Raw genomic sequence first — 25,991 nt, 5'->3', positions numbered from 1 at the left:
TCAGGATTTTAGCAACCGGGGCAGGCAACGGTTTATCACTTCGGCAATGTAACCCAGAAACAGGGTATCCATGCTGCTCTGGAAGTGCTGAGGATCTTTACTGCCAATGGCAATCAGGCCCAGCGGGCGATCACGGTGCAATGGCACAACGGCCGCGGAGCCTACTCGAGCGACTTCTTTGTCGCCAAACAGGAAGGCGATTTCCGTATCGCGGAGTATGCCGCAAATGGCCTTGTTGTTTTTCAGAATGCTGCCCACGTATTTGCTGGCCTCGGCTTCGCTGGTCACGCGCAAGCGTGAATTACTCACTACCGGGTTGCCAAACACGACCAGGCCGGCCGCGTCGATGTCGAAGTTTCGCGTCAGGTGGGTGCAGAAAATGTCCGACAACTCGTCAGCGCGCTTAGCTTCGACCAGGGCGAGCACCAGAGCCTTGGTTTTTTCAAATAGCACGTCGTTGCGTTGGGCGTTTTCCAGCAGGCCGCTGAGGCGTGAGCGCATTTCCATATTGCGTTCACGCAAAATGCTTACCTGCCGTTCGGTGAGAGAGACAGCTTTACCGGTATCCTGAGACAGCTTGATTTCGGCTAGCAGGTCTTCGTGCTTGAGGAAAAAGCCTGGATGATTACGCAGATAGCGCGCAACGTCGTCGTCGGTCAGGGTGTCGGTCTTTTTTTCTGTCGATGATTCCACGTTGCGGGTTCCTGTTGCTGGTCGCGTCATTGTTGTCTGGGCGTTATCGTTGCCGCGCCGCTATATGCGTACCTGGCCTTCAAAGACTGTGGTGGCTGGCCCGGTCATGATAACGGGATGACCCTCCCCCTGCCAGTTCAGGCTCAGCTCGCCGCCTTTCAGCTCGGCGGTGGCATCGGCATCGAGCAGGCCGCGCTGAACTCCGGCAACCATCGCTGCACAGGCGCCGCTGCCACAGGCCAGGGTTTCGCCTACACCGCGTTCAAACACCCGCAGCCTGAAACGCTGCCGATCAATGATCTGCATAAAGCCCACATTGACTCGTTTTGGAAAGCGCGGGTGCGCTTCAAGGGTGGGGCCCAGGCTTTCGACGGGCGCGGTGTCGACATTGTCCACCTGCAGTACCACATGCGGGTTGCCCATCGAAACGGCGCTGACCTCTAATACTTGCCCGTCAGCTTCCAGCTCGTAAGTGGTGGCGCGCTGATCAGCTACAAAGGGGATCTCAGTCGGCTCGAGATAGGGTGACCCCATGTCTACCTTTACGCGCTTGTGCTCGTCGATTTCCAGACTGATCACGCCACTGCAGGTTTCAACTCTGATGGGGTTGTTGCCGGTAAGTTTTTTGTCGCGTACAAAGCGGGCAAAACAGCGCGCGCCATTGCCGCACTGTTCGACCTCACTGCCTTCGGCATTGAAGATGCGGTAGCGAAAATCTACATCTGGGCGCTGCGGTGGTTCTACCACCAGCAGTTGATCGCAGCCCACCCCAAAATGGCGGTCGGCGATTTTTCGTACGTGATGGGGCTTGAGGGTAAAACGCTGGGTGATCAGGTCAACGACGACAAAGTCGTTCCCAAGCCCGTGCATTTTGGTAAATTTGAGCAGCATAATCCGGCACCTGTGCGCCTCGCCGTTGGCGCGCTGAGTATAGGATGCTGGAAGATTGCTTCAACAACGCGGGTTGTCAGGGGAGCAACTGTTCGCCCAGCATCAGGTCGGCGAGTGATTCCCGCGCCCGGATCAGGTAAACCTGGTCGTTGTCGACCATGACCTCTGCGGCGCGTCCTCGGCTATTGTAATTGGAACTCATGGTAAATCCATAGGCACCGGCTGAAGCTAGGGTAAGCAGGTCGCCCTCGGCAAGACAGAGTTCACGGCCTTTGGCCAGAAAATCGCCGGTTTCACAGACTGGGCCGACAATATCGTAGGCTTTGCGCTCACCGTTGCGTGGCGATACCGGCAGCAGATCCATCCAGGCGCTGTACAGTGCCGGGCGCAGCATATCGTTCATCGCCGCATCGACAATGGCAAAATTTTTGTGCTCATTGTGCTTCAGGTATTCCACTTTCATCAGCAGTTGGCCGGCATTGGCTACCAGTGAGCGACCCGGCTCAAACAATAGTGTGAGGTCGCGCTCGCCCAGGCGCTCGCGCACGGCACCGATATATTGGGCCGGTGTGGGAGGCTGTTCGTCGCGGTATTTAACGCCGAGGCCGCCACCCAAATCCAGATGGCGAATGGTGATGCCCAGGGTGGCAAGCTCGTCGATTAGCAGCAGTACGCGGTCCAGAGCATCGAGAAACGGGCTGACATCGGTCAGCTGGGATCCGATATGGCAGTCTACGCCAATCACATTGATGTGGCTCAGATCGCGGGCGCGGGCATAGACTTGCGGCGCTTCCTTGATGTCGATGCCAAACTTGTTGTCGCGCAGGCCGGTAGAAATATAGGGGTGAGTCTGGGCATCAACGTCGGGGTTTACGCGGATAGAAACCGGTGCGGACAGCTTCAGTTCGGCTGCAACCGAATTGAGGCGTTCCAGCTCCGAGGCTGATTCCACATTAAAGCAGCCGATGCCGGCTTTGAGGGCTTCGGCCATTTCGTCGGCTGTTTTACCGACGCCGGAAAAGACAACTTTTTTGGCGTCGCCGCCTGCGGCTAGTACCCGGGCCAGTTCGCCGCTTGAGACAATGTCAAAACCGGCACCCAAGCGTGCCAGAACATTAAGCACGGCAATGTTTGAGTTGGCTTTTACCGCATAGCAAACCTGATGCGGCATGCCCTCAAGCGCACGGGTGTAGGCGTTGTAGGCGGTTTCTATATACTGGCGGGAGTAGATGTAGGTCGGGCTGCCGTATTGTGCGGCAATGGCGCTCACCGCCACGTTTTCCGCAAACAGTTGGCCGTTCTGGTAGTGAAATACGGCGCTCATCGGGCCTTCTCCTGTTGGGTTGTTGCAACATGGTCGGCCGGTTCGTCGGGCAGGCGCAACGGGCCTTTCTGGCCGCAGGCTGCCAGCAGGAACAGAGAAAGAAGTATGCCAAGAAGTCGTGTTGCCATAAGCCCTGCCGCCAGTACCATCAAAGGGCGGGCATTATACCGGAATCTGCTGTGGTTGCCTGCCGCTGTGGTTGCCTGCGTGGCGTGATTGCTGAACAATAGCTTTCTTTTGACGAGTTGGGGATGGGAATGAAACGCATTCTGGTGACGGGCGGTACCGGCTATATCGGCAGCCATACGGTGGTTGAACTGCTGCAGGCGGGATGCGAGGTCACCATCGTTGACAACCTGAGCAACAGTTTTCGCGTGGTGCTGGAACGGATTGCCAGCATCAGTGGTCGCGTGCCGGACTTTATCGAGGGCGATATCCGCGATCGCGCCGTGATGGAGGCTGCACTCAAGCATTCGCAGGCTGAAGCGGTGATCCACTTCGCTGGTCTCAAAGCGGTGGGTGAAAGTGTCGAGCAACCCCTGAAGTATTACGATAACAACGTTAACGGTACGCTGGTGTTATGTGAGGCGATGAACGCCTGTGGCGTGAAGAAGCTTATTTTCAGCTCATCGGCAACGGTTTATGGTGATGCTGCGGCGCCCTACCGTGAGGATATGCCACTGGGGCGGGCCACCAATCCCTACGGTGCCTCCAAGGCCATGATTGAACGGATTCTTGAAGACCAATGCATCGCCGACGGCGACTGGTCGGTGGGAGCGTTGCGCTACTTCAATCCAATTGGCGCCCACGCGTCGGGCTTGATTGGTGAAGACCCCCAGGGGATTCCCAACAATCTGATGCCCTTCATCAGTAAAGTGGCGGTTGGACAACTGCCGCAGCTGTCCATTTTCGGCGATGACTACGACACTCCCGATGGCACCTGTATTCGCGACTACCTACACGTGGGCGATCTGGCTGACGGCCACGCCAAGGCGCTCAAGGCGCTGGCTACTCCAGGCTATCACGTGTTCAATCTGGGTACCGGCCGAGGTTATTCCGTGAAGGAAATGGTTGAGACCTTTCAGCGCGTTACGGGGCAGGCTGTGCCGCATGTTTATGCACCGCGGCGCGAAGGCGATCTGGCAGAGGTGTGGGCCGATGCAAGCAAGGCCAAACGTGAACTTGGCTGGTCAGCCGATACGCCGCTGGAAAAAATGATGGAAGATACCTGGCGCTGGCAAAGCGGGAACCCGAACGGGTATCGGGGCTGAGTTTGCCGGAGGAGCATGACGCTCCTCTGCTTTAGTTGCTAGGGGCTTGTGCGGCCGCTTTGGGGCGTACCCGCTCTCCCATTAAGTAAATCCCTTTCAGCAGATTCAGTGCCTCGAACAACTGATTGTCATCTTCTGCCAGTGTAGTGTCGGAGTCGCCGTTCTTGCGACTGCGGCTGGTGCTTTCTTTACCGTCGTCGCGGGTCAGATGGCCGTGTAGGTCTGCTTCTGTCACCTCACCATTGCGCTCCAGTGTTTGTACTCGTGCCCGCTCGATGGTGATATCCGGCGCAATGCCCTGAGCCTGGATGGAGCGGCCGTTGGGCGTGAAGTAACGCGCAGTGGTTATTTTGATGGCGCGGTCGCGCGTGAGAGGCAGTACCGTTTGCACCGAGCCCTTGCCGAAACTCTGGGTGCCGACAATCAGTGCGCGCTTATGATCCTGCAGCGCGCCTGCAACAATTTCAGAGGCGGATGCGGAGCCGCCGTTAATCAAAACAACCAAAGGTGTTTCGTCCGCAGGTTCGGTGGCAGAGGCCTCGAAGATGGTTTTGGAGCTGGGAATGCGACCTTCGGTGTAAACAATCGTGCCCTCGTTTACAAAGATATCCACCAGTTCGATGGATGATTGCAGCAGGCCGCCGGGGTTGTTGCGCAAATCCAGAATCAACCCTTTCAGTGGCGTGTTGCTGCGTTTCAGTTGGTCCAGCTCGCGCTTGAAGTCGGTGGCCGTTTTGGTCTGAAACTGGGCCAGCCGGATATAACCAAAGCCGGGCTCCAGGGTTTTGGACCGCACACTTTTCACGGTGATGATGTCGCGGGTCAGGGTAACTTCGAAAGGTGCATTAATGCCCTCGCGAACCACGGTGAGTTCGATGGTGGTGCCTTTCGCTCCGCGCATCAGATCGACGGCTTCCTGCAGGCTCATGCCTTTCACTTGTTTGTCGTCGAGCTCAATGATCAGGTCGCCGGCGCGAAGGTCCGCTTTCTGGGCCGGGCTGTCGTCGATTGGGGCGATAACTTTGACAAAGCCGTTCTCCATGCTCACTTCCAAGCCCAAGCCACCAAACTCGCCGGTGGTATTGGTCTGCAGGTGATCAAAAGAACTGGCATCGAGAAAGGAGGAGTGCGGGTCGAGGCCATTCAGCAGTCCGCGAATGGCATCTTCCAGTAACTGGCGATCATCCACTTCATCCACGTAGCTGTTGCGCACCTGATTGAAAACGTCTGCGAATAGGCGCAAGTCTTCCAGCGGCAACTCACTTTGCGGCGCTGTATCTTTAGCGATTGCTGCGGGGGTGATCAGGCAGCTCAGCAAGGCGGCAGTGTGGACTAGTCGCTTCATTAACATACTCCGTAGCTTGAAACGGCATTGTACATAGATGTGGGGGGACACCCCAAGGTGTTTGGCCGGAGGTCCGGACACGCTATCCCCGACACCATCCGGAGGGGTTGGTCGGTCGTCCATTTTTTCGGATTTCGAAATACAGTGAGGCCTCCGTGCGCCCGCCACTGTTGCCGACCGTCGCGATGGTGTCGCCGGCTTTGACCCAGTCGCCGGTATCAAATAAGAGCGATTCGTTGTGACCGTAAAGGCTCATATAGCCGCCGCCGTGATCGATAATGATAAGCAGGCCGGCACCACGCAGCCAATCGGAAAACACCACCCGACCGTGATGGATGGCTTTCACTGGGCTGCCTTTGGTTGCGCCGATTACGACACCGTTCCAGTTCAGGCTGGAGCCGTCGCGGGAGGTGCCAAAGCGGTGTAAGGTTTTGCCGCTGGCGGGCCAGGTCATTTTGCCCTTGCGAGTATGGAAGGGGCGGTAGCTTTCCGGTAGAGCGATATTGACCACTTCCTCTTCAATGGCCTGCAGCAGCTTTAGCAGGTCGTCCTGTTCTGCCTGCATGGCTTTGAGTTTCTGGTCACGTGAGCTGATTTGGTTATCCAGCGCGGCAAGGGTGGTCTGGCGTTCCTTCTGGCGGGCCGCGAGATAGCTCTGCTGCCGTTTCAGGTCGGCACGGGTGGTATCGAGCTCGGCGGCCTTTGCTTCGATGGCGGGCTCAAGCGCGTTGAGTTCCGCAATAGTTTCACGGTAGGCGTGTATCTGGTCAGTGCGGGCGCGATTGAAATAATCGTAGTACACCAGCGCCCGGCTGAGGGTGTCGGGCGATTGCTGGTTGAGCAGCATTTTCAGCTTTTTTTCCTGCCCCAATTGGTAGGCAGCGAGAATCTGCTGTTCGATCAGGGTTTGCTGTGTGCGGCGTTTGTCGTCGAGAGCGCGCTTGCGTGCAGACAGATCGCTGAGCTGGCTTTTCTGGCGAAGCAGTGCCTGTTGGGTGTTGTGCAGTTCGCGCTGGAGTTTGCCAAGACGGGTTTCAATTTCGCGTAGCGCCCGCTGTTCGCTATTGCGCTTTTCCCGATTGCTGTTGAGCTCACGCTGAACACTTTCGATGCGCGATTTCAGTGCTTTGAGCTGCTTGCGTTTGGTGTCATCGCCGGACACCGCCGCCGACCAGCCGAGCAGGCTGATCAGCAGGGCGATAACCAGGTTGCGCGTTGGCACTATTTAGGCTTCGATGACGAGCGACTGACCGGTCATTTCTGCGGGTTGCTCCAGCCCCATCAGTGCCAGCATGGTTGGTGCAACATCGGGTAGGCGACCCGGTTTAAGGCTGAGTTGACGCGGTCCAACATAAATAAAGGGCACCAGTTCGGTGGTGTGCTGGGTGTGAGGCTGGTTGGCGTTGTAGTCCAGCATCTGTTCGCAGTTGCCGTGGTCGGCGGTAATCAGACAGTCCGCGCCAGCCTCCAGCACCGCCTCGGTCACTCGACGCAGACTCTCGTCGATAGCTTCAGCAGCCTTGACGGCGGCCTCAAAAACACCGGTATGGCCAACCATGTCGCCGTTGGCGTAGTTAACGATGATGGCGTCGTATTTGCCGCTGTGGATGGCCTCAACCAGTTTGTCGGTAACTTCCGGCGCGCTCATTTCTGGCTTCAGGTCGTAAGTGGCAACATCCGGCGACGGCACCAGGATGCGCTCCTCGCCGTCGTACAGTTCCTCGCGGCCACCGCTGAAGAAGAAGGTAACGTGCGCGTACTTTTCGGTTTCCGCCATGCGCAATTGGGTTTTGCCCTGCTTGGCTAGCAGCTCGCCAAAGCTGTTGTGCAGTTCGTCGTTGGGAAAGGCGACGCTGGTCTTCAGGTCGGCCGCATATTCGGTGGTGGCGACAAAGTCCGCCAGCTTGGGGGTGGCCACACGGGTAAAGCCGGTGAAGCTGTCCTCGGTAAAGGCACGGGTGATCTCCCGGGCGCGATCGGCGCGGAAGTTCATAAACAGAATGGCATCGCCGTCTTTAATATGAACCGGGGTTTCACCTCTGGGCACTATTAAGGTCGGTTTGACGAATTCATCGTCTTCATCGCGGCTGTAGGCAGCCTGCAGCCCGGCAACGGCGGAGTCGGTTTGGTAATCGGCCTTGCCGAGGGTGAGCATGTCGTAAGCGGCTTGTACGCGGTCCCAGCGATTGTCGCGATCCATGGCGTAGTAGCGGCCCACAATGCTGGCAATACGGCCGTGGCCGAGCTCGGCAAATTTGTCGTCGACACGCTTGAGGGACGCTTCGGCGCTGCGCGGTGGGGTGTCGCGGCCATCGAGAAAAGCGTGTACATAAACCTGTGTTGCGCCCTGGCTGACGGCGAGCTCGGCAGCGGCCAAAATATGGTTTTCGTGGCTGTGCACGCCACCTGGCGACAGCAGACCAAAAATATGTACGGCTTTGCCCTGGCTGACGGCGCGCTGGACGGCAGAGACGTACACCTCATTGCGGAAGAACTCTCCATCGGCAATGGCTTTGTCTATTTTGGATATGTTCTGGTAAATGATGCGGCCAGCGCCGAGGCTCATATGCCCCACTTCCGAATTACCCATTTGGCCTTTTGGCAGCCCCACATCCAGTCCCGAGCCAGAGATCAGGCTGCGCGGTTGCTCCGCCATGAGTTTGTCCCAGGTTGGGGTGTTGGCGTGGTAAATGGCGTTGTCTTTTGGCTCTTCGCGGTGGCCCCAGCCGTCGAGAATTACCAGTACCATGGGTTTTTTTGCTGTCATGTGGGTTTTAAGGCTTCGCTAAGTGATTGTCAGTGGGCGTCTATTGTAGCGATTTCAGAGATTAGCTGCCATGAGACCACGTCACACCGGGATAGCTCGTGTATAATCGCCGCTTTGTAAATTTACCCAAAGGTTTTTTTGCGCATGGAGTCTTTCATCGTATTTCTTGGCCAACAGTGGATGCTGGTTGGTGCCCTGATGGTCTGTATTCTGATGCTGGTGTTTCACGATTCCAAAAAAGCGGGCGCCACCTTGAGCCCTCAGGGTGCAGTTAACCTGATTAATCGGGAAAACGCGGTGGTGGTGGATTTGCGCGATGCCAAGGAATTCAAGGCTGGCCACATACTCAATGCCATCAACATCCCCTACAGCGCGTTTGATAAGCGGGTGTCTGAGCTGGAAAAACACAAGGAAAAGCCGCTGGTACTGGTTTGTAAGATGGGACAGCACTCCGGTGCTATTGGCAAAAAGCTTGCGGCCCAGGGCTTTACCGGTGTACGCCGAATGAGTGGCGGCATGATGGAGTGGCAGAACAGCAACCTGCCGCTGGTCAAGGAGTGAGCCATGGCCAGGGCGAAGATTTATACCACGCGGTTTTGCCCCTATTGTGTTCACGCCAAGCAGCTTCTGCAGCACAAGGGTGCGCAGTTTGACGAGGTGGCAGTAGACGGCGACCGCGCCATGCGGGCCAAGCTGGTTGAAATGAGTGGTGGCAGCACCACGGTGCCGCAAATCTGGATAGGCGAAACCTATGTTGGTGGTTGTGATGAGCTGGTGGCGCTGGAGCGGCGCGGGCAGCTGGATCAGCTGCTGGCATCTTAACTTTTCATAGCATAACAACAGGATCTGACATGGCTGACGCACAGCAGACTTTTGCTCTACAACGTATTTACCTGAAAGACGCTTCCCTGGAATCGCCCGCTAGCCCGATGGTGTTTACCAAAAGCTGGAAGCCTAAATTCAAGGTAGACCTGAATACCCGCAGCGCATTTATCGCGGAAAAAAGCCACGAAGTGGTGCTGACGGTTACTCTGACCGCTGAGCTGGACGATGAAAACGTGTTGTTGATTGAAGTGCAGCAAGCAGGTTTGTTCGCTATCGACGGGATTGAAGGTGACACCCTCAAGCAGGTCTTGGGAATCGCATGTCCGAACCTGTTGTTCCCCTACGCGCGCGAAGCGGTAGATTCTATGGCGCTGAAGGCCGGAGTGCCGGCCATTGGCTTGCAGCCTGTCAACTTTGAAGCGCTGTTCCGCGAGGCTCAAAAACAGGCCCAGGCTCAGGCGCAAGCCGCTCCCTCTGAAGCCAAGCACTGATTGAACAACCCAGGGGGTGGCCGCCCTGCCTGCAGGGCGCGCTACATCCCCTTTATGCTGCCCTCTCGGCGCGGGTCGGCGCCACCTTCGATAAACCGGTCATCGATCCAGATGGCGTGCAAACCGGAGGTCTGATCCCGCACTTTAACGGGATGGCCGAGTGCTTCGAGCTGCTTGATTAGCGCCGGTGTAGCGTGTCCTGCTTCCAATTCCAGATCATCTCCCATGGCAACAACATGTGGTGCTGCGATGGCCTTTGCCACGGGTTCGCTGTTTTCCAATACGTCCCAGATGCTGCGGGCCACGTAGTCGATGATGCGCGAACCGCCGGGGGAGCCGATTACCAGTCGCGGCTTGTCCCCGTCAAACACGATCGTGGGCGCCATGGATGAGCGGGGCCGTTTGCCCCCTGCCGGTGCGTTTGCTACCGGGCCGCTGGCATCGGAGGGCACAAATGAAAAATCGGTGAGCTGGTTATTCAGCAGAAAGCCACCAGCCATGATGCGTGAACCGAAGGCGGTTTCAATGCTGCTGGTCATGCTCACGATATTGCCGTAGTCGTCCACGATGGAGACATGGGTTGTCGACGGCAGTTCAGGTGAGCTGCTGGTGACAAAGCTGATAGTTCCCGAGCCCGGTGGTACCCCGTGGGAAACACGGGCCATGCGTTGTTGTGTCTTGATCAGGCGGCTGCGACGTTTCAGGTAGTCGTCGTCAATCAAACCGGCTGTTGGTACGGCGACAAAGTCGGGGTCACCGATGTAGTGGTTGCGATCGGCGAAGGCAAGCCGGGAGGCCTCGGCAAAGCGGTGTGCCTGATCGGCGCGGGAATCCTTGTAGCTAGCCACATGCTGCAGGGTGCCGAGTATGGCGGCCACGGTGGTGCCGCCTGACGACGGCGGCCCCATGCCGCAGATACGGTACTGGCGGAAGTTGCCGCACACAGGATCGCGTTCTTTGGCGCGATAATTCTTCAGGTCTTCCTCGCTGAGCAGACCGGGTCGGTTCGGGTCATTCTGCACGGCATCTTCGATAGCATCTGCCACTGGCCCGCGGTAAAAGCCCTCGCTACCCTTGCGGGCGATACGCTCCAGCGTTTTGGCGTAAGCGGGATTTTTCAGCAGCGTGCCAACCGGCTTGGGGGTTTTACCGTCGTTCTGGAAAAAGTACTCAGTTATGTCGGGATTTACCGCCACCTTTGGCATTTTCTCCAGCAGCGTGTACAGCCGAGGAGAAATCAAAAAGCCTTCGTTGGCCAGTCCAATAGCCGGTTTGAACAGGGTAACCCAGGGCAATTTTCCATGGCGTTTGTGTAGGCTTTCCAGAACGGCGATAACACCAGGTGTACCCACCGAGTGGCCGCCAATAACGGCATCGAAAAAGCCCATCGCTTTGCCGTCCTGCAGAAAGTGCTGGGGTTTCAGCGCGGACGGTGCCGTTTCACGCCCGTCCCAGCTAGTGAGCTTCTTGTTGTCAGCGTCCCAGTGCAGGATAAAGGCACCGCCGCCAATACCAGATGATTGCGGCTCTACCAGCCCGAGTACCAGCTGGGCAGTGATGGCGGCGTCTACTGCGCTGCCGCCCCAATCGAGTATTTTCTGGGCGGCGTCGGTGGCGTAAGGGTTAGCGGTAACTGCCATGTGCTTTACGCCAATGGCATGTTTGATATCCGTGGTGCCGGAGGCGGCTTCCGGCACGATATTGGGGTCGCTGGCATAGGCCGTTGCGGGCAGAAAAGCGAGGGCACACCAGCCAACGACGGCGGTTATCAGGGCGATCGGTGGTTTGTACATCATCATTCTCCTGTTTGGCCGTCGCTATCCTTGCGCGGGGATGCTTGTGGTCTCGAGGCTTACAGCTGCTGTATGGCGATGTATTTTGCTCTGAGTTCGTCCTGACTCTCTGCGTGATTTGGGTCGAGTGGAATACAGTCTACCGGACAGACCGTTTGACACTGGGGCTCGTCAAAATGACCAACGCACTCTGTGCAAAAGTCCGGGTCGATCTCGTAAATTTCTTCGCCCTGATAAATGGCATTGTTAGGGCACACCGGTTCGCATACGTCACAGTTGATGCATTCGTCGGTGATGAGCAGCGCCATAAATTAGTCGAACTTGCCGTTCAGGGCTTCCAGTACATGGGGCGGCACAAAGCGCGACACATCGCCGCCCATTGAGGCCACCTCGCGCAGCAGTGATGATGAAACGTGGGACAGGCCTTCGCCGGGCGTCAGGAAGAGAGTTTCCACTTTCGGGTTCATTGCCCGGTTCATGCGCGCCAACTGCAGTTCGTACTCGTAGTCAGCAACCGCACGCACGCCGCGTAGGAAGGTGTAGCAGTCTAGCTTCTCGGCCAGGTCAATGGTCAGCCCCGTAAAGCTGACGTACTCCATGCCGGGTATGTCAGAAAAGCACTTTCGGCACAATTCTATGCGCTGCTCGAGATTAAAGAGCGGCTTTTTCTTCTCGCTTTGGGCAACCGCAATAATGATACGATCGAAAAGTTTGCTAGCGCGACGCACAAGATCAACGTGGCCGAGAGTGATCGGATCAAAAGTGCCGGGGTATATGATGGACGCCATAGTGTGACTGTCTGCTACCGATTCCATGGGTTGGCAATGTTAGCACGTCGCCGCCAGCAGCCAAAATGCCCGATTTGAACTCGAGCGCTAACGTTTTTGACAGTTGGGGCAAAATACCGTGGCGCGTTGGCCGAGTCGGACTTCCTTAAGTACGGCTGTACAGCGCAGGCATTCCAGGCCGCCGCGACCGTATACCGACAGTTCCTGTTTGAAGTAGCCGGGCTTACCGTCACCGCCAAGGAAATCTTTTAGCGTAGTGCCGCCCTGAGCGATGGCTTCGCTGAGTACCTGTTTGATCTCGTCTGCCAGTCGCTGATAGCGCGGACGCGATACCTTGCCGGCGGCCAGTTTGGGGTGAATGCCGGCTCGAAATAGCGCTTCGTTGGCGTAGATATTCCCCACGCCGACCACAATGCGTCCGTCCATAATGAACGTTTTTACGGCGCTACTGCGCTTGCGCGAACGCTGATACAGCAGTTCGCCGTCAAAATCGTTGGACAGTGGTTCCGGGCCGAGGTGATCCAGCAGCGCATGACCACTTTCGTTGAGCGCTAACCAGTGTACCGACCCGAATCGGCGGGGGTCGGTATAGCGCAGCGCCTGGCCGTTGCTCAATTCCCAGTCGATATGGTCGTGAACACCAGCGGGCGTGCCGGTAGGTACAAAATACAGTCGGCCGGACATGCCCAGATGTACCATCAGCCGACCCTTGTCGGTTTCAATCAGCAGGTATTTGGCGCGGCGCGTTACCGCGATTACCCGAGCGTTGGCGGCAAGTGCTGGCAGGGCATCGTCCACGGGCCAGCGCAGACGCGAATCGCGGATAATGGTGTTGATGATCTGTTGCTGGCGCAGGGGGGCTTCTATCCCCCGGCGCACGGTTTCTACTTCGGGTAATTCCGGCATCTATAGGTACGTCTGTATTTCGTTACGACAGCAGCTTGGCCAGGCGTTCCACTTCCTTGATGTCGGCGGTGGCGGGGACCAGCTGTATTTCCTCAGCGCCCAATGCCTCAATGGCTTTAATACCGTCGACAATGGCTTCTGGCGTGTGCATTTTCATGGTCTTGGCGACGGAGCGAGCCTCGTCTTCCCCAAATATTTTCAGGTAGTCGAACACGTAGTCCTGCAGGGCTTTATCTGCGCCGTCAGCCAGAGAATACCAGAATCCACCCATCAGATAGGGCTTTTCTGTGCGGCCAGATTCGGCCCAGGCATCGGTAGCAGAATCAAAAAAATGTTTGATCAGGTCGGCGTTACCGTCCATCGCAAAGCCGTAGAGTCCGTCTGCCCATTTGGAGACCCGTTTGATACTTTTCGGGCCCATGGAGCCGGCCAGAATAGGCGGGCCGCCGGCCTGCACCGGGTCTGGGCCAACAATATCTGCACCTTCAAAGGGGGCTTCGCCTGCCCAGATGCGTTTCATCTCGGCGATCTGATCATCCATACGCTGAAAACGGTTTTTGAAAGACGCGCCAACGGCCTTGTAGTCGTCTTCGCGCCCGCCCACACCGACAGTGACCGTCACCCGGCCCTCGGAAATCACATCGAGCGTAGCCAGCTCTTTCGCCGCCCATACCGCATTGTGCATAGGCAGTACGTAGAGTGAGGGCACAATGCGTACGCGTTCGGTGACAGCCGCTGCTGCTGCCAGGAAGTTGCGCATTTCATAGGTGTAACCCGTGATGCGTTCACCACAGGACAGGCTGTCGAACGGGCCGTCATCAATGGCGCGACACCAGTCGAGCAGGGTTTTGCGGGTAATACCGCGTTTCATGTAGGGAATGCAGATACCGATTTTCATGGGGTCACCCTGATTGTTATGGTGGAAAAGGCGCATTGTAGGCAGCTCGCCGTGCAAGTGCTGCTGCAGGCGATAAAAGCTGCGGCAAAGTATGGATGATTGTACTCGTTGTTACCTTTGCAGGCTCTGATCGGGTTCTATACTCGTAGAACAGGCCTGTAGACAAGGTGTTCGCTTGCAGGGCAAGCTTCAATGACAAGAAGACGGATTGCGCGGAGAACGGCATGCTGGATGGATTGATATACGCCTTTGTATTTGATGGCGAAGGTGGTGCCAGAGAGCTCAGCGGTGACGAAATAGATGGCTGGAGTGCAGATCAGGGAACGCTTTGGCTGCATTTCGATTACAGCAAGGCTGGGTCTCAGCACTGGATAACCGAAAAGAGCGGCCTTGACCCTATCGCTGTATCGGCGCTGCTGGCGGATGAAACCCGCCCGCGTGCGTCAGTGTCGGGTAACACCCTGTTGATGTCGCTGCGCGGGGTTAATATGAACCCCGGCGCGGACCCGGAAGATATGGTCTCCATTCGGCTCTGGTCTGATGGGCAGCGGGTTATTTCCTCCCGCCGTCGGCGTCTGCTGTCGGTAGACGATATTATTGGTGAGGTGCGTGGCGGAAACGCGCCCTTCAGTGCTGCAGATTTCATTGCATTGCTGGCGTCGCGTCTGACCACCCGGATGCACGATGCAATCGAGGAGCTGGAAGAAGATGTATCGCTGCTGGAAGAATCAGTGTTGACAGAAAGTCGCCAGGTCATGCGCGCAGAGCTCTCTGCCCTGCGTCGCGAATTGATTGCGCTACGCCGTTACATAGCGCCGCAGCGCGAAGCGCTGAGTCGCATTCAATTGGAGGCTCCTAAATGGTTTGACGATATGCAACGTCTGCGCATGCGTGAAACGTCCGACAGGATGATGCTGTATATCGAGGTTCTCGACAGTGTGCGAGAGCGCGCTGCGGTCACTCAGGAAGAGTTGGTTAATCAGATTTCCGAGGAATCAAACCGCCGCATGTATGTACTCTCGATTGTGGCTGCAATATTTTTACCGCTTGGTTTTTTTACGGGCTTGCTTGGGATAAACGTTGGCGGTATGCCGGGTGCTGATGAGGCTCTTGCATTCTGGTTGGTATGCGGCATTTGTGTGACGGTAGTGGTCTGGGAGATTTGGCTGTTTAGGAAGAAACAGTGGCTGTGATCGTTTGCCGAGACGTGTTGCCTACAGTGTTTTAATGACTTGGGGAGTGGTGATTAGTTCGCCTGTGGGCAGGCTCCTACCTGAAGACAGCGGTAGGAGCAGAGTGTTAAAAATTATTTTTCCAGCGATTTTATAAACGCATTTGATTCCGCGATCGATTTTTCCATCGATTTGATCAGCGCCTCAACGTTGCTGTTAACCGAACGGTATTCACCCTTCAGTGCGCCAATGGCGGATGCATTCAAGTTGTGCTTTAAGTACAGCGTGTTATCGCGCAAGGCGTCCAGTACGGGATTGAGCGATTTTTCCGAGGTGCGCATGGCGCGGATTACCTGCTGGTAACCGCGTTTCGTGTCGCGCAGTTTGCGTTCGCTGTCAGCGCGAAAGCGCTGGTTGGTGTACTGGTCGAGCTCCTCTTCCCATTCGTCAAACAGTGCTTCAGCCACTGACTCCACTTTGTTGATTCGGTCGCGGATATGTTCGGCGGCTTCTTCGCTGTCGTTATAGGCTGCTTGCAGTTTGTCGTACTGATCTTCCAGTTCTCCGCCGTCGACGTTGATCACTGAACGGAACTGTTCAAGGGCATTGCGAAATTCCTCTTGCCCATCTTCCTGTGCTCGCTGCACATCGCCAATGCGGTCGGCGAGAATTTCCCGTTTGTGAACACCAAATTTCTCCATGGTGTTGAGGTAGGCTGTTTCGCAGCCGCTGATCAGTGTTAGCAGGGTAATCGCAAATAAAATGCGCATGGGCTTACCTCTGTTTCTGTTGTTGATGGGCTAAGGTTTGACCTGTATGCAGGCCACTAGATGATGTGTTGCGCCTGGTTTCAGGGTGCGTGCGTCCTGATCGGCGTTAGCGGTTTCGACGCAGACCATGTTGCGGTAGCCGTCCTTTCCCATGTCGCCAAGGCGTAGGGATTTCTCGACCCACGGGTTCCAGACTACCGCACTTTGGCTGCCCGTGCCGCTTATGCTGATAACCCGTTCCAGTCCGGGATCGTGAATGCAGATTTCGGCGTCCACATTTTGGTAGACGCGATCCAGTTCGCCGCTGAAACGAATGGGGCCGCGCTGCAGGCAGGTGCTATTGTTGTTAACGGCATCGCGGAAAGGCTTGTCTTCCAGCCCTGTGATCTGAATGTCTCCAATATCGGAAATTGCGAAGTAGCTGTGCAGGGCGCTGCTGACGGTAGCGCTTTCCTGGCTGTTGTTGGTTGTCGTGAGCTGTACCTTTAATGAGTCGCCGACGCTGATCTCGAGCTCAAGTGACAATTTGGGCTGGTAGAGCGTCTGATCGAATTCGCTGAGGCGAAAACGCGCCAGGCTTGCGTCGCCGACCCGCGTCAGAGCGGTAAGTTGCCAGTATCGGTTTCGTACAAAACCGTGGGCTGGTTTGTCGCTGTCGTTGGGGTGTGGCCCAAACCAGGGCCAGCACAGCGGGATGCCGCCGCGTATCGATTTGCCCTGTTGAAAACGCGCGTCGTCGCTGAGCCACAGAACATCTTCCTGGGCGGCGGGGCAGTAAGACAGTAATTGAGCGCCGTAAACTGACACGGTTGCCTGTGTGTTGCCATCGATCAGGTGGAGCAGCGGAAAGCCGGTTCTCGATTCTGAAAAATGCCAGTGGGGCGATTCGGGAAAAAGCTGTCGAAGGTTATCTGCGCTTTGCATAGGTTGACTGTTTCCGGGTTCAGTCAAAGTATGCACTGGCGACGTTGCGAGGTGCAACGTCGCCCTGTGTTTTAGAAGTGTTTGCGCACCTCAACGCCAAACCGACGCGGATCGCCGTAAGTCTGGAAGAAGGTGGCAACGGAGTCGGCAACGGCCGCGATGCCAATATCGTAGCGCTCATCAAGTGCGTTCTTAACAAAGGCGGCCGCAGTTAGGTCGCCTTCACGGTTCTGCCAGCTCAGCCGCAGATCAACCACGCTGTAGGCTGATTGGCCGGCGTTGTCTTTGTTTTCTTTGTAGACAGTGTGGGCGCCGTCATCCAGCCCGTAGTACACGTCGCTTTTGTAGCTGTAATCCAGGCGTGGCGTAAAAATGCCCACGTCGGTGTCGAGTGAGTATTGAATGCCAAACGATGCCGTGGTTTCTGGCGATACAGGGAAAGTCTCGTCGCTTCGATCTACGGTAACCTGTTGCCCCAGCGCCGCTTGCAGCAGGTCGTTGTCGTTGAATTCGGTAAATTCGTAATCGTTGTGGCTGGCAGAAAAATTGATCATCAGACCGGGGCTGGGCATCCACTGGGTTTCCATTTCAATCCCGCGGATCGCGGATTGCCCCGCATTTTGGTATATCACCACCAGGTTATTGTTGGAGTCGGCGTCTACTTGAATCAGCTGCTGGTTGTCGAAATCCATATCGTAGGCCGCCATGTTAAAACGCAGCGAGCGGTTGAAAGCTTCCAGTTTGAAGCCGATTTCCCGGTTCTCTACTTCTTCCGGTTCTACCTGTTGCAGACCATCCACGCCTTTGGGTTCAAAAAAACCGGATTTGAAGCCGCTGCTCCAGGTGCCATAGACCATGAAACTGTGCCAGTGCTCAGGCAGAGATTCTTCCGGGAACTGGTAAGAGAGCGAGGCCATCGGCGTGGTCTTTTTAAAGGTATTGTCCTTCTCATCTGTACGGAAGGGCTCGGCGGCATAGGGAAAATCGTGAATGCCGTCGCCGTCTACGTCTGGGAAATAGCTCATGGCGATGCCAACCGGATCTTGTGCCCAGACACCATTAAACACGTAGAAACCGCTACCGCCGGCGAAGTCCGGGGTAAAGCGGCCGGTCTGCAGCAGGCGCTGACCTACGGCATTGCGGTCGGTGCCGCGCACTTCCAGGTCGGATTGACGGCGCTCGGCGGTATAGCGAATACCCAGCGTCAATTCCAGTTGCTCGGTCATGTCCCAAGAGCCCTGGAAAAAGTAAGCCTGGGTGAAATTGCGCAGACCGAAATCCGAGTCCAAGCGAGGGTCAACCAGAATGCCCACCAGTGGAACTGTGCCACCGGGTGAAGGCTGCGGCGGGCGAGCGCCGCCCAGAACAAAGGGTACGGTTTGGGCGTCGAGGCCGTTGAGCGAGTTGATCAGGGTAAAAATTTCGGTGTTGGTTTCTTCCATCACGAAGGCGCCACCGGTGTAGGTGACCGCGCCGTCAAACAGGGTGCCGTTCAGCTGCAGCTCAAAACTGTAGGACTCGCGCTCGCCATCATCGGTGGTGAAGGATTCATTGAAATTCTGGGGGCCGCCGTCCTGATCCGAACTGATCAATGGCCCTTTGGTTTCATTGCGTGCACCGACGACAATTTTCATCGACAGGTCGTCGCGCAATTCCCAGTCCAGCGTGGCCGCCGCCAGGTAGGTATCGAGCTTACGGTCCATCATGTTGTTGGGGCCCATATTGCTCTTCAGATCGCCCAATCGCTCGCGGGAGTTGCTGCGGCAATTCTCTTCGTAGGCCGTGGGGTTGCTGGGGTCGGTATCGCCGGGCCAAGCCAGGTAGAGGCCGCGTACCAAAACGGCATCGTCACCATTGATCGAGGTGCAGTATGAGCCCGGCAGACGTTCGTCGATTTTGCCCACATAGAGCAGGGTGTCCAGCAAGGCGCTGGCGCTGATCTCCCAGCGCAGTTGCCCCATTAAAGAGAGGCGCCCTTTGGATGTGTTGGTTTCATCTTGGGAGTCGTCTTCAAAAAAACCGTCGTCTTTCAAATAGTTGAAAGCAACGCGGCCGAACACGTTGTCGGTGAAGGGTGTATTGTAGGCGCCGCGAAACTGATGTCGGCCATAGTTGCCGAGCGAGCCAAACAAGTAGCCTTCGGTTTCTGCCTTGGGCTTTTCCAAAGTGAGTACCATGGCGCCGCCAGTGGTGTTCTTGCCGAACAGGGTGCCCTGAGGGCCACGTAGCACCTGAATGTTCTCCACATCGACGGTGTCCATCAGGTGGCCGTCGGCGCGAGGTAGAAAGATATTGTCTAGATAGACTCCTACGGTGGGGTCAACCCGGGCAAAGGCGGCACGTTGGCCAATGCCGCGAATGTAGATCAAGTTGGATACGCTCTCGGTAATCTCAACGCTGGGCACGCTTTTGGTCAGTTCCCCGATGTTGACGATGCCGCGCTCTTTCAGTTCCGCGCCGCTCAAGGCGGTGACGGCGATGGGGGTTTCCTGCAGTGATTCGCGTCTGCGTCGGGCGGTAACCAATACTTCTTCGAGGCTGTTGCTGACTTTTTTGGTCTGTTCGTTGGTGGCAGGTGGGGGGCCACTTTGAGCGAAGCTGGTCAGTGGGGCGATCATGCCGGCGCACAGCACACCAGCCAGTAAAGCTACTGGATTCTTCATACTGCCCTCTTTTGTTTGTTATTAGTTATTAGGCTAAAACTATGGCTGTTCAGCGCGCCCGGTGCAACTGTTTTGGTTGATTTGTGATCAGCGGCGGGCGAGGGAATAGCCTGCCGCGCAGGCAGGCTCTATGCATCATGCGAATGGGTGAGGGAGTTTTACCCCTATCTGACAGCGCCGCGCTGGCGCAAATCAGCTATGTCTTTTTCGTCTTTTCCCAGAACGTCTTTCAGGATGGTATTGCTGTGCTCACCCAGTTTGGGGCCGGGCCAGCGGGTGCTGCCGGGGGTTTCCGAGAGACGCGGAGTGATGGCTGGAATATGAACAGTGTCATCGCCCATGGGTACTTCCTCAAACAGGCCGCGGGCCTGAAAGTGCGGGTCGTTGAACATATCCTCTACATTGTAGATGGGGCCGACGGGCACGCGCGCGCCTTCCAGGGTAGCTATCACCATTTTTGATTCGTGACGGGAGCACCAATCTGCCAGCGCCTTGTCGATGGTGCGTTCGTGGATTACCCGACCTGCGTTGTCGGCCATGGCGGGGTCGTCAGCCATATCCTGGCGCCCAATGGCGGTCATCAGGCGTTTGAAGATGGAGTCGCCGTTGCCGCCAATCACCACAAACTTGCCGTCTTCGCAGCGGTAGGTATTGGTCGGCACAATGCCGGTGACTGTGGTGCCCGACGGCTGGCGAATGACGCCGGCGCCACTGTACTCGGGGATCACGCCTTCTAGCAGGTTAAACATGGATTCGTAGAGGGCCACATCGACTACCTGACCGCTAGCCCTGTTACGCAGTTTGGCGGTGAGTGACATCAGAATTCCAATAACCGCGTGTAGCGAGGCAATGCTGTCGCCAATGCTCAGATTGGGGCGCACCGGGGCTTCGTCAGGAAAGCCGTTGAGAAAACGAAAGCCGCTGATGCCCTCGCACACCGAAGCAAAACCGGGCTTTTTCGCGTAGGGGCCGGTTTGGCCGTAGCCGGAAATGCGGGTGTAGATCAGGTCTGGATTGGTGGTTTTCAGGTCATCGGGACCCAGCCCCCAATCTTCCATAACGCCTGGGCGGAAGTTTTCTATCAGTACATCGCATTCATTTGCGAGCTCTTTTACCAGCGCCCTGCCGTCTTCGCTTTTCAGGTCAATCACAATGGATTTTTTATTGCGCCCGAGGCTGTACCACCACAGGGCGGTGTCGTCTTTGACGATGCGCCAGCGGCGTATCTGATCGCCTTCCGGTGGCTCTACCTTGATGATCTCGGCCCCAAAGTAGCCAAGGATGGATGCGGTAAAGGGCCCGGCCAGCAATTGGCCCAGCTCCAAAACACGAATGCCCGCCAACGGGCCCGGGTTGCTCTGTTCAGTCATTGGGGTTCTCCTGTGAGCGCTGCAGTTTAATCAGCGCGGCGCAGGATGGCCACCGTTGCGGAATACGTGGAAACGCAATAGGGGACCAAGTAGGTCAGCCCCATTTGCAGGTAATTGCGCGCTGTGGCGCTGCCGTCCAGCAGGGCGGGCAGGTGGTTTATCGCAATGAGTAGGGTGCCGACCAGCAGAGCCACTTTTGTGGCCGTTGCGACAATCGGTGGGGATAAAGCCGTCGCTATAAACGGCTTCACGAGCGATTGCCCGAGGGTTTGAAAATGGCGTAGTTGCCGCTGGCCTTTGCCACCAGTTTGCCGTCCAACGTCAATTCGGATTCTAGGTGGGCGATCTTTTTGCCGCGATGCACCAGCCGGGTCTGGCAGACGACATCACCGCTGAAGACCGGAGCAAAGTAATTCATCTTGATTTCAATGGTGGCGCACAGCTCGCCTTCGGCGAGGGAGGGGTAGAGGGCGGCACCCATGCCGGTGTCTGCCAGCGCATATAGCACGGCGCCGTGGGCGACCTGATGGGGGTTGAGCAGATCCGGGGTGATAGTGAGGTTAAGCTCGCTAAAGCCGGCATCCTGGCGGGCAATGTTGAGGCCTATCAGTTCGCCAAATGGGTTTTTCATTGTGCCTTCTCAGTCTGTGTATTTTTGCCTTTTGTAACACGGTTTCAGGGCTTGAGTCGATATACCCCTGGGGGTATATTGGTGGGGTGACCGAACAGAGTAAATGCTATGACTGACTGGTTTGAGAAAAAACAGGAAATGCAGAACCGGCTAAAGCGGGCCGAAGGCCAGTTGCGCGGCGTGCAGCGTCTGATTGAAGAGGAAGAAGAGTGCGAAAAAGTGGTTCAGCAGCTCGCGGCGGTGCGCAAAGCCTTGGACAAAGTGTTTTACAAAGCGGTGACCTGTGCGCTTGAGCGCGAACTCGATGGGCAGCTGGTTGATATCAGTCGTATCGAAAAATACACACAGTTATTGGCGAAATACGCTTAGTTATGCTGGCGCTGCTATTTGGTGTCATTGTTGGGTTGGCCCTAGGGCTTACAGGCGGAGGCGGATCATTGTTCGCCATCCCTCTGCTGGTATATGGCTTGGGCTATTCCATGCAGCAGGCTGTGCCCATGAGTTTGCTGATTGTAGGCATTACCTCTGCGGTTGGAGTGCTCGCTGCGCTGCCATCCAAGCGAATTTCTTTTAAACCGGCGTTGGTTTTTGCCGTATCGGGCATGTTGATCACGCCGTTTGGAATACAGCAGGCTATGCGGTTGCCTCAGGCGCTGGTGTTGATGCTGTTTGCGGTGCTGGCCTTGTTAATTGCGAGCTATATGTGGCGTCGTTCGCTGCGAGCGCCTGAAGAGGCGAGTGTGGTGCGCGCATCGTTTATGCGTGAGAACGCGACGGCCCTCTGCCGATTCAGTGCGGATGGCTGCTTTCGCATTAATGGCCCCTGTGCTGCTGGATTGGCGGTCGCTGGTGCGGCGACAGGATTTTTGTCGGGTTTGTTTGGTGTCGGTGGCGGTTTTCTGATTGTGCCGGCGCTGATGATGATTACCCAGCTCAGTATTCAATCGGCGGTAGCTACGTCTTTGTTAACCATCAGTGCGATCAGCTCCGGTGGTGTGGTGTCTTCACTCGTGCAGGGTGTTCATTTTGATTGGGCCACCGCGACGCCTTTCATTGCCGGTGGCATCGGCGGCTTGAGTCTTGGCTTTGCAGTGGCGAAACACCTGTCAGGCGCCGTTTTGCAGCGGGTCTTCGCGGGGCTCATTATGGTTACGGCAGTTTTTATTATTCTGCGCACAATGCATGAAGGAGGTATGCTGTGATTTTTCGACAGTTGTTTGACGCAGAGTCTGGCACCTATACCTATTTGTTAGCAGCCGAGAATATCGGTGAGGCATTACTGATTGATCCGGTGGTGGATAAGGTGGATCAGTATCTGCAATTACTGCGAGAGCTGGATCTCACCTTAAAATATGCAGTAGATACACATACTCACGCGGATCATATTACGGCACTGGGAGCCTTGCGTGATAAAACGGGCTGTATCACGGTGATGGGTGAGTACACTCAGGCCGATTGTGTGTCCCAGACGATTGCCGACAACGAATTGCTACAATTTGGCGACCTTCGATTACGTGCACTGTTTACCCCCGGGCATACCAATGAGTCGTTCAGTTTTTATCTGGAGGCCGGGGGAGAGCGCTGCGTGTTTACAGGCGATTGCCTGTTGATTCGAGGCAGCGGGCGCACTGATTTTCAGGGTGGAGACGCCGGACGAAGTTATGACTCTATTACCCAGCGACTGTTTTCACTTCCGGACGAGACTTTTGTTTACCCTGGTCATGATTACAAAGGCTGGACGCGTACCACCATTGCCGAAGAAAAAGCCAATAATCCTCGGCTCGCCGGTAAGAGTCGCGACGAATACATTGAAATAATGAACAATCTCAACCTACCAGACCCAAAGATGATGGACATTGCCGTGCCTGCCAACCTGGCTTGCGGTAAAACCGACTTCAGGAGGTAACCATGGAAACCAGTTTTACTCCAATAGCATCGCTGCTCGGCGGTGTGATGATAGGCTTGGCGGCGTTGCTGCTGCTTTGGCTGAACGGCAAGGTCGCCGGCATTTCAGGGATTGTTGGTACAGCGCTTACCGACTTCGGTGCGGCATCGCGCTGGCGCTGGAGCTTTATTGTCGGGCTCCTCGCTGGCGGCGGTATTGCGCTGTACCAATGGGTCGGCGTGAGTGAAATTGCCCTGCGCGCCTCCATACCGGTGTTGATCGTAGCTGGTCTGCTTGTTGGCTATGGCACTCGGCTGGGCTCCGGTTGCACCTCTGGTCATGGAGTGTGCGGTATTGGCCGACTGTCGCCGAGATCCATCGTCGCCACCTGCGTCTTTATGGGTGTGGCCTTTGCGACCGTGTTTGTACAACGTCATCTGCTGGGAGGCTGAGTATGAAAGAATTGTTGGCGGCTCTGGTCGCAGGGCTATTGTTTGGTGTTGGACTGGCAGTATCCGGCATGTTGATTCCGGACAAGGTGCTCAATTTTCTGGATATCGCCGGGCACTGGGATCCAAGCCTGGCATTGGTGATGGGGGGCGCGCTGGCCGTAACCGTGCCCGGCTACTACCTTGTTACCCAGCGGCCTCGTCCATTGTTGGTATCCAGTTTCAGCCTACCTACCAGTACCGCTATTGACGGCAAGTTGTTGGCGGGTGCAAGTCTGTTTGGTTTGGGCTGGGGCTTGAGCGGACTCTGCCCGGCGCCGGCGCTGGTAAATATTACGACGGGCTTTGTTGATGTGCTGGCGTTTGTTGCTGCCATGCTCGTGGGTATGCTGCTACATAAAACGCTGCACAGGGCCTGAGCAGGACGCGGTGTTGCCGGCAACGCAGCAATGGGGCTAGAGTACTAGGCTTTGCATTAAACGGACGCGGATATGGCTCATCGGCCCACCCTGAAGCAACTTAATTACCTGTGCGCTGTGGCGAAGTTCCGCCACTTCGGGCAGGCGGCTAAATCCTGTCACGTATCCCAACCCACCCTGAGTGCAGGCATTGCCGAGTTGGAAGATAATCTCGGCGTAACGCTGGTAGAGCGCGACAACAAAAATGTGCTGCTTACCGACATTGGTCACTCTGTTGTGGCCCGTGCGCAGCGCATCCTCACGCATGTGGACGATCTTGTATCGCTTGCGGAATCGGCGGGGAAACCCTTTACCGGGAGTTTGCATCTTGGTGTGATACCTACCATTGCGCCCTTTCTGTTACCTCAATTTTTACCTCGGTTTCGAAAAAAGTATCCGGATTGCCAGCTGTTTATTCGCGAAGATCTTTCCGCCAATCTCCTCGAGCGCCTGCGAGCCGGTGAGCTGGATGTGGTCTTGCTGGCCTTGCCATACCCTACCGAAGGGCTTGATGTGGAACACCTGTTTTACGACGAATTCCTACTTGCCTACTATGAGCAACACCCGCTGGCAGAGAAAACACCTTTGCTAAGTCGCGATTTGCAAGGCCGTGATGTGCTGTTGTTGGAAGACGGTCACTGTCTGCGCGATCATGCGCTGGAAGCCTGTCGTCTCAGTGAGCGCGACGTAACCGCGCCTTATCAAGCCACCAGTCTGAATACCATTGTGCAAATGGTGGCTAACCAGATCGGTGTAACACTATTGCCGAAGATGGCATTGGACGGAAAAATTCTGGCCGGCACACAAGTGAAAACCCGCGGGTTTGATAAAGAAACCGTACAGCGTTCTATCGGTTTGGCGTGGCGAAAGCACAGCCCGCGCAGGGACGAATTTTTACTGCTGGGCGAATTTATCGGTCAGCAAAAACGCACCTGAAAATCGGGGTCGTATCGGGTATTTTTTAAACAGCATGCGCCGTGTTCCCCGTCAGTCTATTCGCTGCATTATCTGTATCAGATTGCCGCAGGTATCATCCAGAACGGCAAACTTCACATTGCCCGAGGCAATTGGCGCTTGGGTGAATTCAACGCCGAGTTTCTGAAGACGCTGATATTCTCCTTCCACGTCGTCAACCTCAAATGAGGTGAATGGGTAGCCATCTTGTTTTAGCGCATGCTGGAGCACCGGGGCGGCTGAGTGATCGTTTGGTTCAAGCACCAGTTCGACGCCATCGGGCGCCTGTGGTGACACGACGGTCAGCCACCGATGCTCGCCGACAGGCACATCACTTTTTTTTATGAAGCCTAGTTTTTGGGTGTAGAACTCAAGCGCTTTTTCCTGGTCCTCGACAAATACACTGGTAACCCAGATTTTCATTTTTGCACCGCCTTATTATGGTTGTTCGCTCTATTGTCTGGATTTTTATTCCGCTTGCAGGCTTATGTTTGTTCCGGGATTGGGCATAGCTATACCGATATCGGCCAATGCTTCAGTTACCAGTTTGCGCATAAGCACATCGTGTGCTGCGGTGTTGGCGGCCAGCAGGGCGCTTTGTGACTCGAATATGCAGACGACCTTTAGTGACTGCGGGAAGCGTTGGTAATCGACGTAATGAGTCAGCCACTTAAACCCCGGAATTTGTTCAAGAGCTTGTTCGCACGCATCGGTTAGAGCCAG

Annotated in this window: 31 protein-coding genes; 11 read left to right on the top strand and 20 right to left on the bottom strand. The window is 56.0% G+C overall.

The features are described 5' to 3' along the window. The 4 genes from AC222A_RS05050 to lptM form a co-directional block, all read right to left on the bottom strand. Entirely contained in the window at window positions 1-693 is a 693-nt protein-coding gene (locus tag AC222A_RS05050) for a DUF484 family protein (protein ID WP_372758893.1), read from the bottom strand. A 60-nt stretch (window positions 694-753) separates the two neighbouring features. Next, a complete protein-coding gene (dapF, locus tag AC222A_RS05045; protein ID WP_372758892.1) occupies window positions 754-1,584 on the bottom strand; it encodes a diaminopimelate epimerase in 831 nt (276 codons plus the stop codon). Between the two features lie 76 nt (window positions 1,585-1,660). Further along, complete coding sequence (gene lysA, locus AC222A_RS05040) at window positions 1,661-2,908, bottom strand: diaminopimelate decarboxylase (RefSeq protein ID WP_372758891.1); 1,248 nt, start codon at window positions 2,906-2,908, stop codon at window positions 1,661-1,663. Beyond that, a complete protein-coding gene (gene lptM / locus AC222A_RS05035; RefSeq protein WP_486774693.1) occupies window positions 2,905-3,036 on the bottom strand; it encodes an LPS translocon maturation chaperone LptM in 132 nt (43 codons plus the stop codon). The genes lysA and lptM overlap by 4 nt, the downstream gene beginning before the upstream one ends. Window positions 3,037-3,165: 129 nt before the next feature. Here lptM and galE point away from each other — a divergent pair, with 129 nt between their 5' ends. Continuing rightward, a complete protein-coding gene (gene galE / locus AC222A_RS05030; protein ID WP_372749174.1) occupies window positions 3,166-4,179 on the top strand; it encodes a UDP-glucose 4-epimerase GalE in 1,014 nt (337 codons plus the stop codon). Window positions 4,180-4,210: 31 nt separating this feature from the next. Here the strand turns inward: galE and AC222A_RS05025 are convergent, their stop codons facing one another. The 3 genes from AC222A_RS05025 to gpmI form a co-directional block, all read right to left on the bottom strand. After that, on the bottom strand, window positions 4,211-5,524 hold the full coding sequence (locus AC222A_RS05025) for a S41 family peptidase (RefSeq protein ID WP_372749173.1): 1,314 nt from the start codon (window positions 5,522-5,524) through the stop codon (window positions 4,211-4,213). Window positions 5,525-5,606: 82 nt separating this feature from the next. After that, a complete protein-coding gene (locus tag AC222A_RS05020; RefSeq protein WP_372759050.1) occupies window positions 5,607-6,746 on the bottom strand; it encodes a murein hydrolase activator EnvC family protein in 1,140 nt (379 codons plus the stop codon). A 3-nt stretch (window positions 6,747-6,749) separates the two neighbouring features. After that, window positions 6,750-8,291 (bottom strand): 2,3-bisphosphoglycerate-independent phosphoglycerate mutase, encoded by a 1,542-nt coding sequence (gene gpmI, locus AC222A_RS05015; RefSeq protein ID WP_486774692.1) that lies wholly within the window; start codon window positions 8,289-8,291, stop codon window positions 6,750-6,752. A 144-nt stretch (window positions 8,292-8,435) separates the two neighbouring features. Here gpmI and AC222A_RS05010 point away from each other — a divergent pair, with 144 nt between their 5' ends. From AC222A_RS05010 to secB, 3 genes are read left to right on the top strand one after another with little or no spacing between them, the layout of a single operon-like run. Beyond that, the gene (locus AC222A_RS05010) at window positions 8,436-8,852 is read left to right on the top strand and encodes a rhodanese-like domain-containing protein (RefSeq protein WP_372747743.1); all 417 of its coding nucleotides are present in this window, start codon (window positions 8,436-8,438) and stop codon (window positions 8,850-8,852) included. 3 nt (window positions 8,853-8,855) lie between these two features. Continuing rightward, window positions 8,856-9,113 carry a glutaredoxin 3 gene (gene grxC, locus AC222A_RS05005; RefSeq protein WP_372747744.1) on the top strand — a complete coding sequence of 86 codons (258 nt, stop codon included), beginning with the start codon at window positions 8,856-8,858 and terminating at the stop codon, window positions 9,111-9,113. 29 nt (window positions 9,114-9,142) lie between these two features. Then, window positions 9,143-9,607 (top strand): protein-export chaperone SecB, encoded by a 465-nt coding sequence (secB, locus tag AC222A_RS05000; RefSeq protein ID WP_372747745.1) that lies wholly within the window; start codon window positions 9,143-9,145, stop codon window positions 9,605-9,607. Between the two features lie 41 nt (window positions 9,608-9,648). On the opposite strand, the gene ggt is transcribed toward secB, so the two are convergent. The 5 genes from ggt to AC222A_RS04975 all read right to left on the bottom strand — a co-directional run bounded on the left by ggt (window position 9,649) and on the right by AC222A_RS04975 (window position 13,992). After that, a complete protein-coding gene (gene ggt, locus AC222A_RS04995; RefSeq protein WP_486774691.1) occupies window positions 9,649-11,406 on the bottom strand; it encodes a gamma-glutamyltransferase in 1,758 nt (585 codons plus the stop codon). Window positions 11,407-11,459: 53 nt separating this feature from the next. Next, window positions 11,460-11,708 carry a YfhL family 4Fe-4S dicluster ferredoxin gene (locus AC222A_RS04990; RefSeq protein WP_372747747.1) on the bottom strand — a complete coding sequence of 83 codons (249 nt, stop codon included), beginning with the start codon at window positions 11,706-11,708 and terminating at the stop codon, window positions 11,460-11,462. 3 nt (window positions 11,709-11,711) lie between these two features. Further along, the gene (gene coaD, locus AC222A_RS04985; protein ID WP_372747748.1) at window positions 11,712-12,188 is read right to left on the bottom strand and encodes a pantetheine-phosphate adenylyltransferase; all 477 of its coding nucleotides are present in this window, start codon (window positions 12,186-12,188) and stop codon (window positions 11,712-11,714) included. An 87-nt stretch (window positions 12,189-12,275) separates the two neighbouring features. Further along, window positions 12,276-13,094 (bottom strand): bifunctional DNA-formamidopyrimidine glycosylase/DNA-(apurinic or apyrimidinic site) lyase, encoded by an 819-nt coding sequence (gene mutM, locus AC222A_RS04980; RefSeq protein ID WP_372758451.1) that lies wholly within the window; start codon window positions 13,092-13,094, stop codon window positions 12,276-12,278. A 22-nt stretch (window positions 13,095-13,116) separates the two neighbouring features. Then, window positions 13,117-13,992 (bottom strand): LLM class flavin-dependent oxidoreductase, encoded by an 876-nt coding sequence (locus AC222A_RS04975; protein ID WP_372747750.1) that lies wholly within the window; start codon window positions 13,990-13,992, stop codon window positions 13,117-13,119. Window positions 13,993-14,216: 224 nt separating this feature from the next. Here AC222A_RS04975 and AC222A_RS04970 point away from each other — a divergent pair, with 224 nt between their 5' ends. Continuing rightward, on the top strand, window positions 14,217-15,185 hold the full coding sequence (locus AC222A_RS04970) for a zinc transporter ZntB (protein ID WP_372747751.1): 969 nt from the start codon (window positions 14,217-14,219) through the stop codon (window positions 15,183-15,185). Between the two features lie 113 nt (window positions 15,186-15,298). On the opposite strand, the gene AC222A_RS04965 is transcribed toward AC222A_RS04970, so the two are convergent. From AC222A_RS04965 to AC222A_RS04940, 6 genes are all read right to left on the bottom strand, one after another. Next, window positions 15,299-15,934, bottom strand: a complete 636-nt coding sequence (locus AC222A_RS04965) for a DUF2959 domain-containing protein (protein WP_372747752.1) — start codon at window positions 15,932-15,934, stop codon at window positions 15,299-15,301. 30 nt (window positions 15,935-15,964) lie between these two features. After that, a complete protein-coding gene (locus AC222A_RS04960; RefSeq protein WP_372747753.1) occupies window positions 15,965-16,858 on the bottom strand; it encodes a D-hexose-6-phosphate mutarotase in 894 nt (297 codons plus the stop codon). A 71-nt stretch (window positions 16,859-16,929) separates the two neighbouring features. Further along, window positions 16,930-19,521 (bottom strand): TonB-dependent receptor, encoded by a 2,592-nt coding sequence (locus AC222A_RS04955; RefSeq protein WP_486774690.1) that lies wholly within the window; start codon window positions 19,519-19,521, stop codon window positions 16,930-16,932. 164 nt (window positions 19,522-19,685) lie between these two features. Continuing rightward, window positions 19,686-20,891 carry a CaiB/BaiF CoA transferase family protein gene (locus AC222A_RS04950; RefSeq protein ID WP_372747755.1) on the bottom strand — a complete coding sequence of 402 codons (1,206 nt, stop codon included), beginning with the start codon at window positions 20,889-20,891 and terminating at the stop codon, window positions 19,686-19,688. A gap of 26 nt (window positions 20,892-20,917) precedes the next feature. Then, on the bottom strand, window positions 20,918-21,142 hold the full coding sequence (gene nrtS / locus AC222A_RS04945; protein ID WP_372764610.1) for a nitrate/nitrite transporter NrtS: 225 nt from the start codon (window positions 21,140-21,142) through the stop codon (window positions 20,918-20,920). Then, complete coding sequence (locus tag AC222A_RS04940) at window positions 21,139-21,522, bottom strand: PaaI family thioesterase (RefSeq protein ID WP_372759356.1); 384 nt, start codon at window positions 21,520-21,522, stop codon at window positions 21,139-21,141. The genes nrtS and AC222A_RS04940 overlap by 4 nt, the downstream gene beginning before the upstream one ends. 108 nt (window positions 21,523-21,630) lie before the next feature. Between AC222A_RS04940 and AC222A_RS04935 the strand changes: the two genes are divergently transcribed. From AC222A_RS04935 to AC222A_RS04910, 6 genes are all read left to right on the top strand, one after another. After that, window positions 21,631-21,891 carry a metal-sensing transcriptional repressor gene (locus AC222A_RS04935; protein ID WP_372749996.1) on the top strand — a complete coding sequence of 87 codons (261 nt, stop codon included), beginning with the start codon at window positions 21,631-21,633 and terminating at the stop codon, window positions 21,889-21,891. Between the two features lie 2 nt (window positions 21,892-21,893). Next, on the top strand, window positions 21,894-22,724 hold the full coding sequence (locus AC222A_RS04930; RefSeq protein ID WP_372749997.1) for a sulfite exporter TauE/SafE family protein: 831 nt from the start codon (window positions 21,894-21,896) through the stop codon (window positions 22,722-22,724). Then, a complete protein-coding gene (locus tag AC222A_RS04925; protein ID WP_372759354.1) occupies window positions 22,721-23,428 on the top strand; it encodes an MBL fold metallo-hydrolase in 708 nt (235 codons plus the stop codon). Before AC222A_RS04930 ends, AC222A_RS04925 begins: the two co-directional genes overlap by 4 nt. Before the next feature lie 2 nt (window positions 23,429-23,430). Further along, a complete protein-coding gene (locus AC222A_RS04920; RefSeq protein ID WP_372749999.1) occupies window positions 23,431-23,859 on the top strand; it encodes a YeeE/YedE family protein in 429 nt (142 codons plus the stop codon). Window positions 23,860-23,861: 2 nt separating this feature from the next. After that, entirely contained in the window at window positions 23,862-24,275 is a 414-nt protein-coding gene (locus AC222A_RS04915) for a DUF6691 family protein (protein WP_372750000.1), read from the top strand. A gap of 72 nt (window positions 24,276-24,347) precedes the next feature. Further along, window positions 24,348-25,250, top strand: coding sequence for a hydrogen peroxide-inducible genes activator (locus AC222A_RS04910; RefSeq protein WP_372750001.1), 903 nt, complete (start codon window positions 24,348-24,350; stop codon window positions 25,248-25,250). Window positions 25,251-25,301: 51 nt separating this feature from the next. On the opposite strand, the gene AC222A_RS04905 is transcribed toward AC222A_RS04910, so the two are convergent. Next, a complete protein-coding gene (locus tag AC222A_RS04905) occupies window positions 25,302-25,691 on the bottom strand; it encodes a VOC family protein (RefSeq protein ID WP_372748933.1) in 390 nt (129 codons plus the stop codon). Between the two features lie 45 nt (window positions 25,692-25,736). Next, window positions 25,737-25,991 (bottom strand): hypothetical protein (locus tag AC222A_RS04900; RefSeq protein ID WP_486774689.1); only part of this gene is annotated, 255 nt, incomplete at its 5' end.

It is taken from the genome of Litorivivens sp., assembly GCF_057445395.1.
This window is presented reverse-complemented; position numbering and strand designations above follow the sequence as displayed.

Coding starts and splice junctions, on each gene's coding strand:
- galE (WP_372749174.1), top strand. CDS start 3,166: ATGAAACGCATTCTGGTGACGGGCGGTACCGGCTATATCGGCAGCCAT.
- lptM (WP_486774693.1), bottom strand. CDS start 3,036: ATGGCAACACGACTTCTTGGCATACTTCTTTCTCTGTTCCTGCTGGCA.
- secB (WP_372747745.1), top strand. CDS start 9,143: ATGGCTGACGCACAGCAGACTTTTGCTCTACAACGTATTTACCTGAAA.
- AC222A_RS04950 (WP_372747755.1), bottom strand. CDS start 20,891: ATGACTGAACAGAGCAACCCGGGCCCGTTGGCGGGCATTCGTGTTTTG.
- ggt (WP_486774691.1), bottom strand. CDS start 11,406: ATGATGATGTACAAACCACCGATCGCCCTGATAACCGCCGTCGTTGGC.
- AC222A_RS04910 (WP_372750001.1), top strand. CDS start 24,348: ATGGCTCATCGGCCCACCCTGAAGCAACTTAATTACCTGTGCGCTGTG.
- AC222A_RS04905 (WP_372748933.1), bottom strand. CDS start 25,691: ATGAAAATCTGGGTTACCAGTGTATTTGTCGAGGACCAGGAAAAAGCG.
- coaD (WP_372747748.1), bottom strand. CDS start 12,188: ATGGCGTCCATCATATACCCCGGCACTTTTGATCCGATCACTCTCGGC.
- lysA (WP_372758891.1), bottom strand. CDS start 2,908: ATGAGCGCCGTATTTCACTACCAGAACGGCCAACTGTTTGCGGAAAAC.
- AC222A_RS04920 (WP_372749999.1), top strand. CDS start 23,431: ATGGAAACCAGTTTTACTCCAATAGCATCGCTGCTCGGCGGTGTGATG.
- AC222A_RS04970 (WP_372747751.1), top strand. CDS start 14,217: ATGCTGGATGGATTGATATACGCCTTTGTATTTGATGGCGAAGGTGGT.
- AC222A_RS04975 (WP_372747750.1), bottom strand. CDS start 13,992: ATGAAAATCGGTATCTGCATTCCCTACATGAAACGCGGTATTACCCGC.
- AC222A_RS04965 (WP_372747752.1), bottom strand. CDS start 15,934: ATGCGCATTTTATTTGCGATTACCCTGCTAACACTGATCAGCGGCTGC.
- dapF (WP_372758892.1), bottom strand. CDS start 1,584: ATGCTGCTCAAATTTACCAAAATGCACGGGCTTGGGAACGACTTTGTC.
- AC222A_RS04960 (WP_372747753.1), bottom strand. CDS start 16,858: ATGCAAAGCGCAGATAACCTTCGACAGCTTTTTCCCGAATCGCCCCAC.
- mutM (WP_372758451.1), bottom strand. CDS start 13,094: ATGCCGGAATTACCCGAAGTAGAAACCGTGCGCCGGGGGATAGAAGCC.
- AC222A_RS05010 (WP_372747743.1), top strand. CDS start 8,436: ATGGAGTCTTTCATCGTATTTCTTGGCCAACAGTGGATGCTGGTTGGT.
- AC222A_RS04930 (WP_372749997.1), top strand. CDS start 21,894: ATGCTGGCGCTGCTATTTGGTGTCATTGTTGGGTTGGCCCTAGGGCTT.
- grxC (WP_372747744.1), top strand. CDS start 8,856: ATGGCCAGGGCGAAGATTTATACCACGCGGTTTTGCCCCTATTGTGTT.
- AC222A_RS04955 (WP_486774690.1), bottom strand. CDS start 19,521: ATGAAGAATCCAGTAGCTTTACTGGCTGGTGTGCTGTGCGCCGGCATG.
- AC222A_RS04940 (WP_372759356.1), bottom strand. CDS start 21,522: ATGAAAAACCCATTTGGCGAACTGATAGGCCTCAACATTGCCCGCCAG.
- AC222A_RS05025 (WP_372749173.1), bottom strand. CDS start 5,524: ATGAAGCGACTAGTCCACACTGCCGCCTTGCTGAGCTGCCTGATCACC.
- AC222A_RS04935 (WP_372749996.1), top strand. CDS start 21,631: ATGACTGACTGGTTTGAGAAAAAACAGGAAATGCAGAACCGGCTAAAG.
- AC222A_RS04990 (WP_372747747.1), bottom strand. CDS start 11,708: ATGGCGCTGCTCATCACCGACGAATGCATCAACTGTGACGTATGCGAA.
- AC222A_RS04915 (WP_372750000.1), top strand. CDS start 23,862: ATGAAAGAATTGTTGGCGGCTCTGGTCGCAGGGCTATTGTTTGGTGTT.
- gpmI (WP_486774692.1), bottom strand. CDS start 8,291: ATGACAGCAAAAAAACCCATGGTACTGGTAATTCTCGACGGCTGGGGC.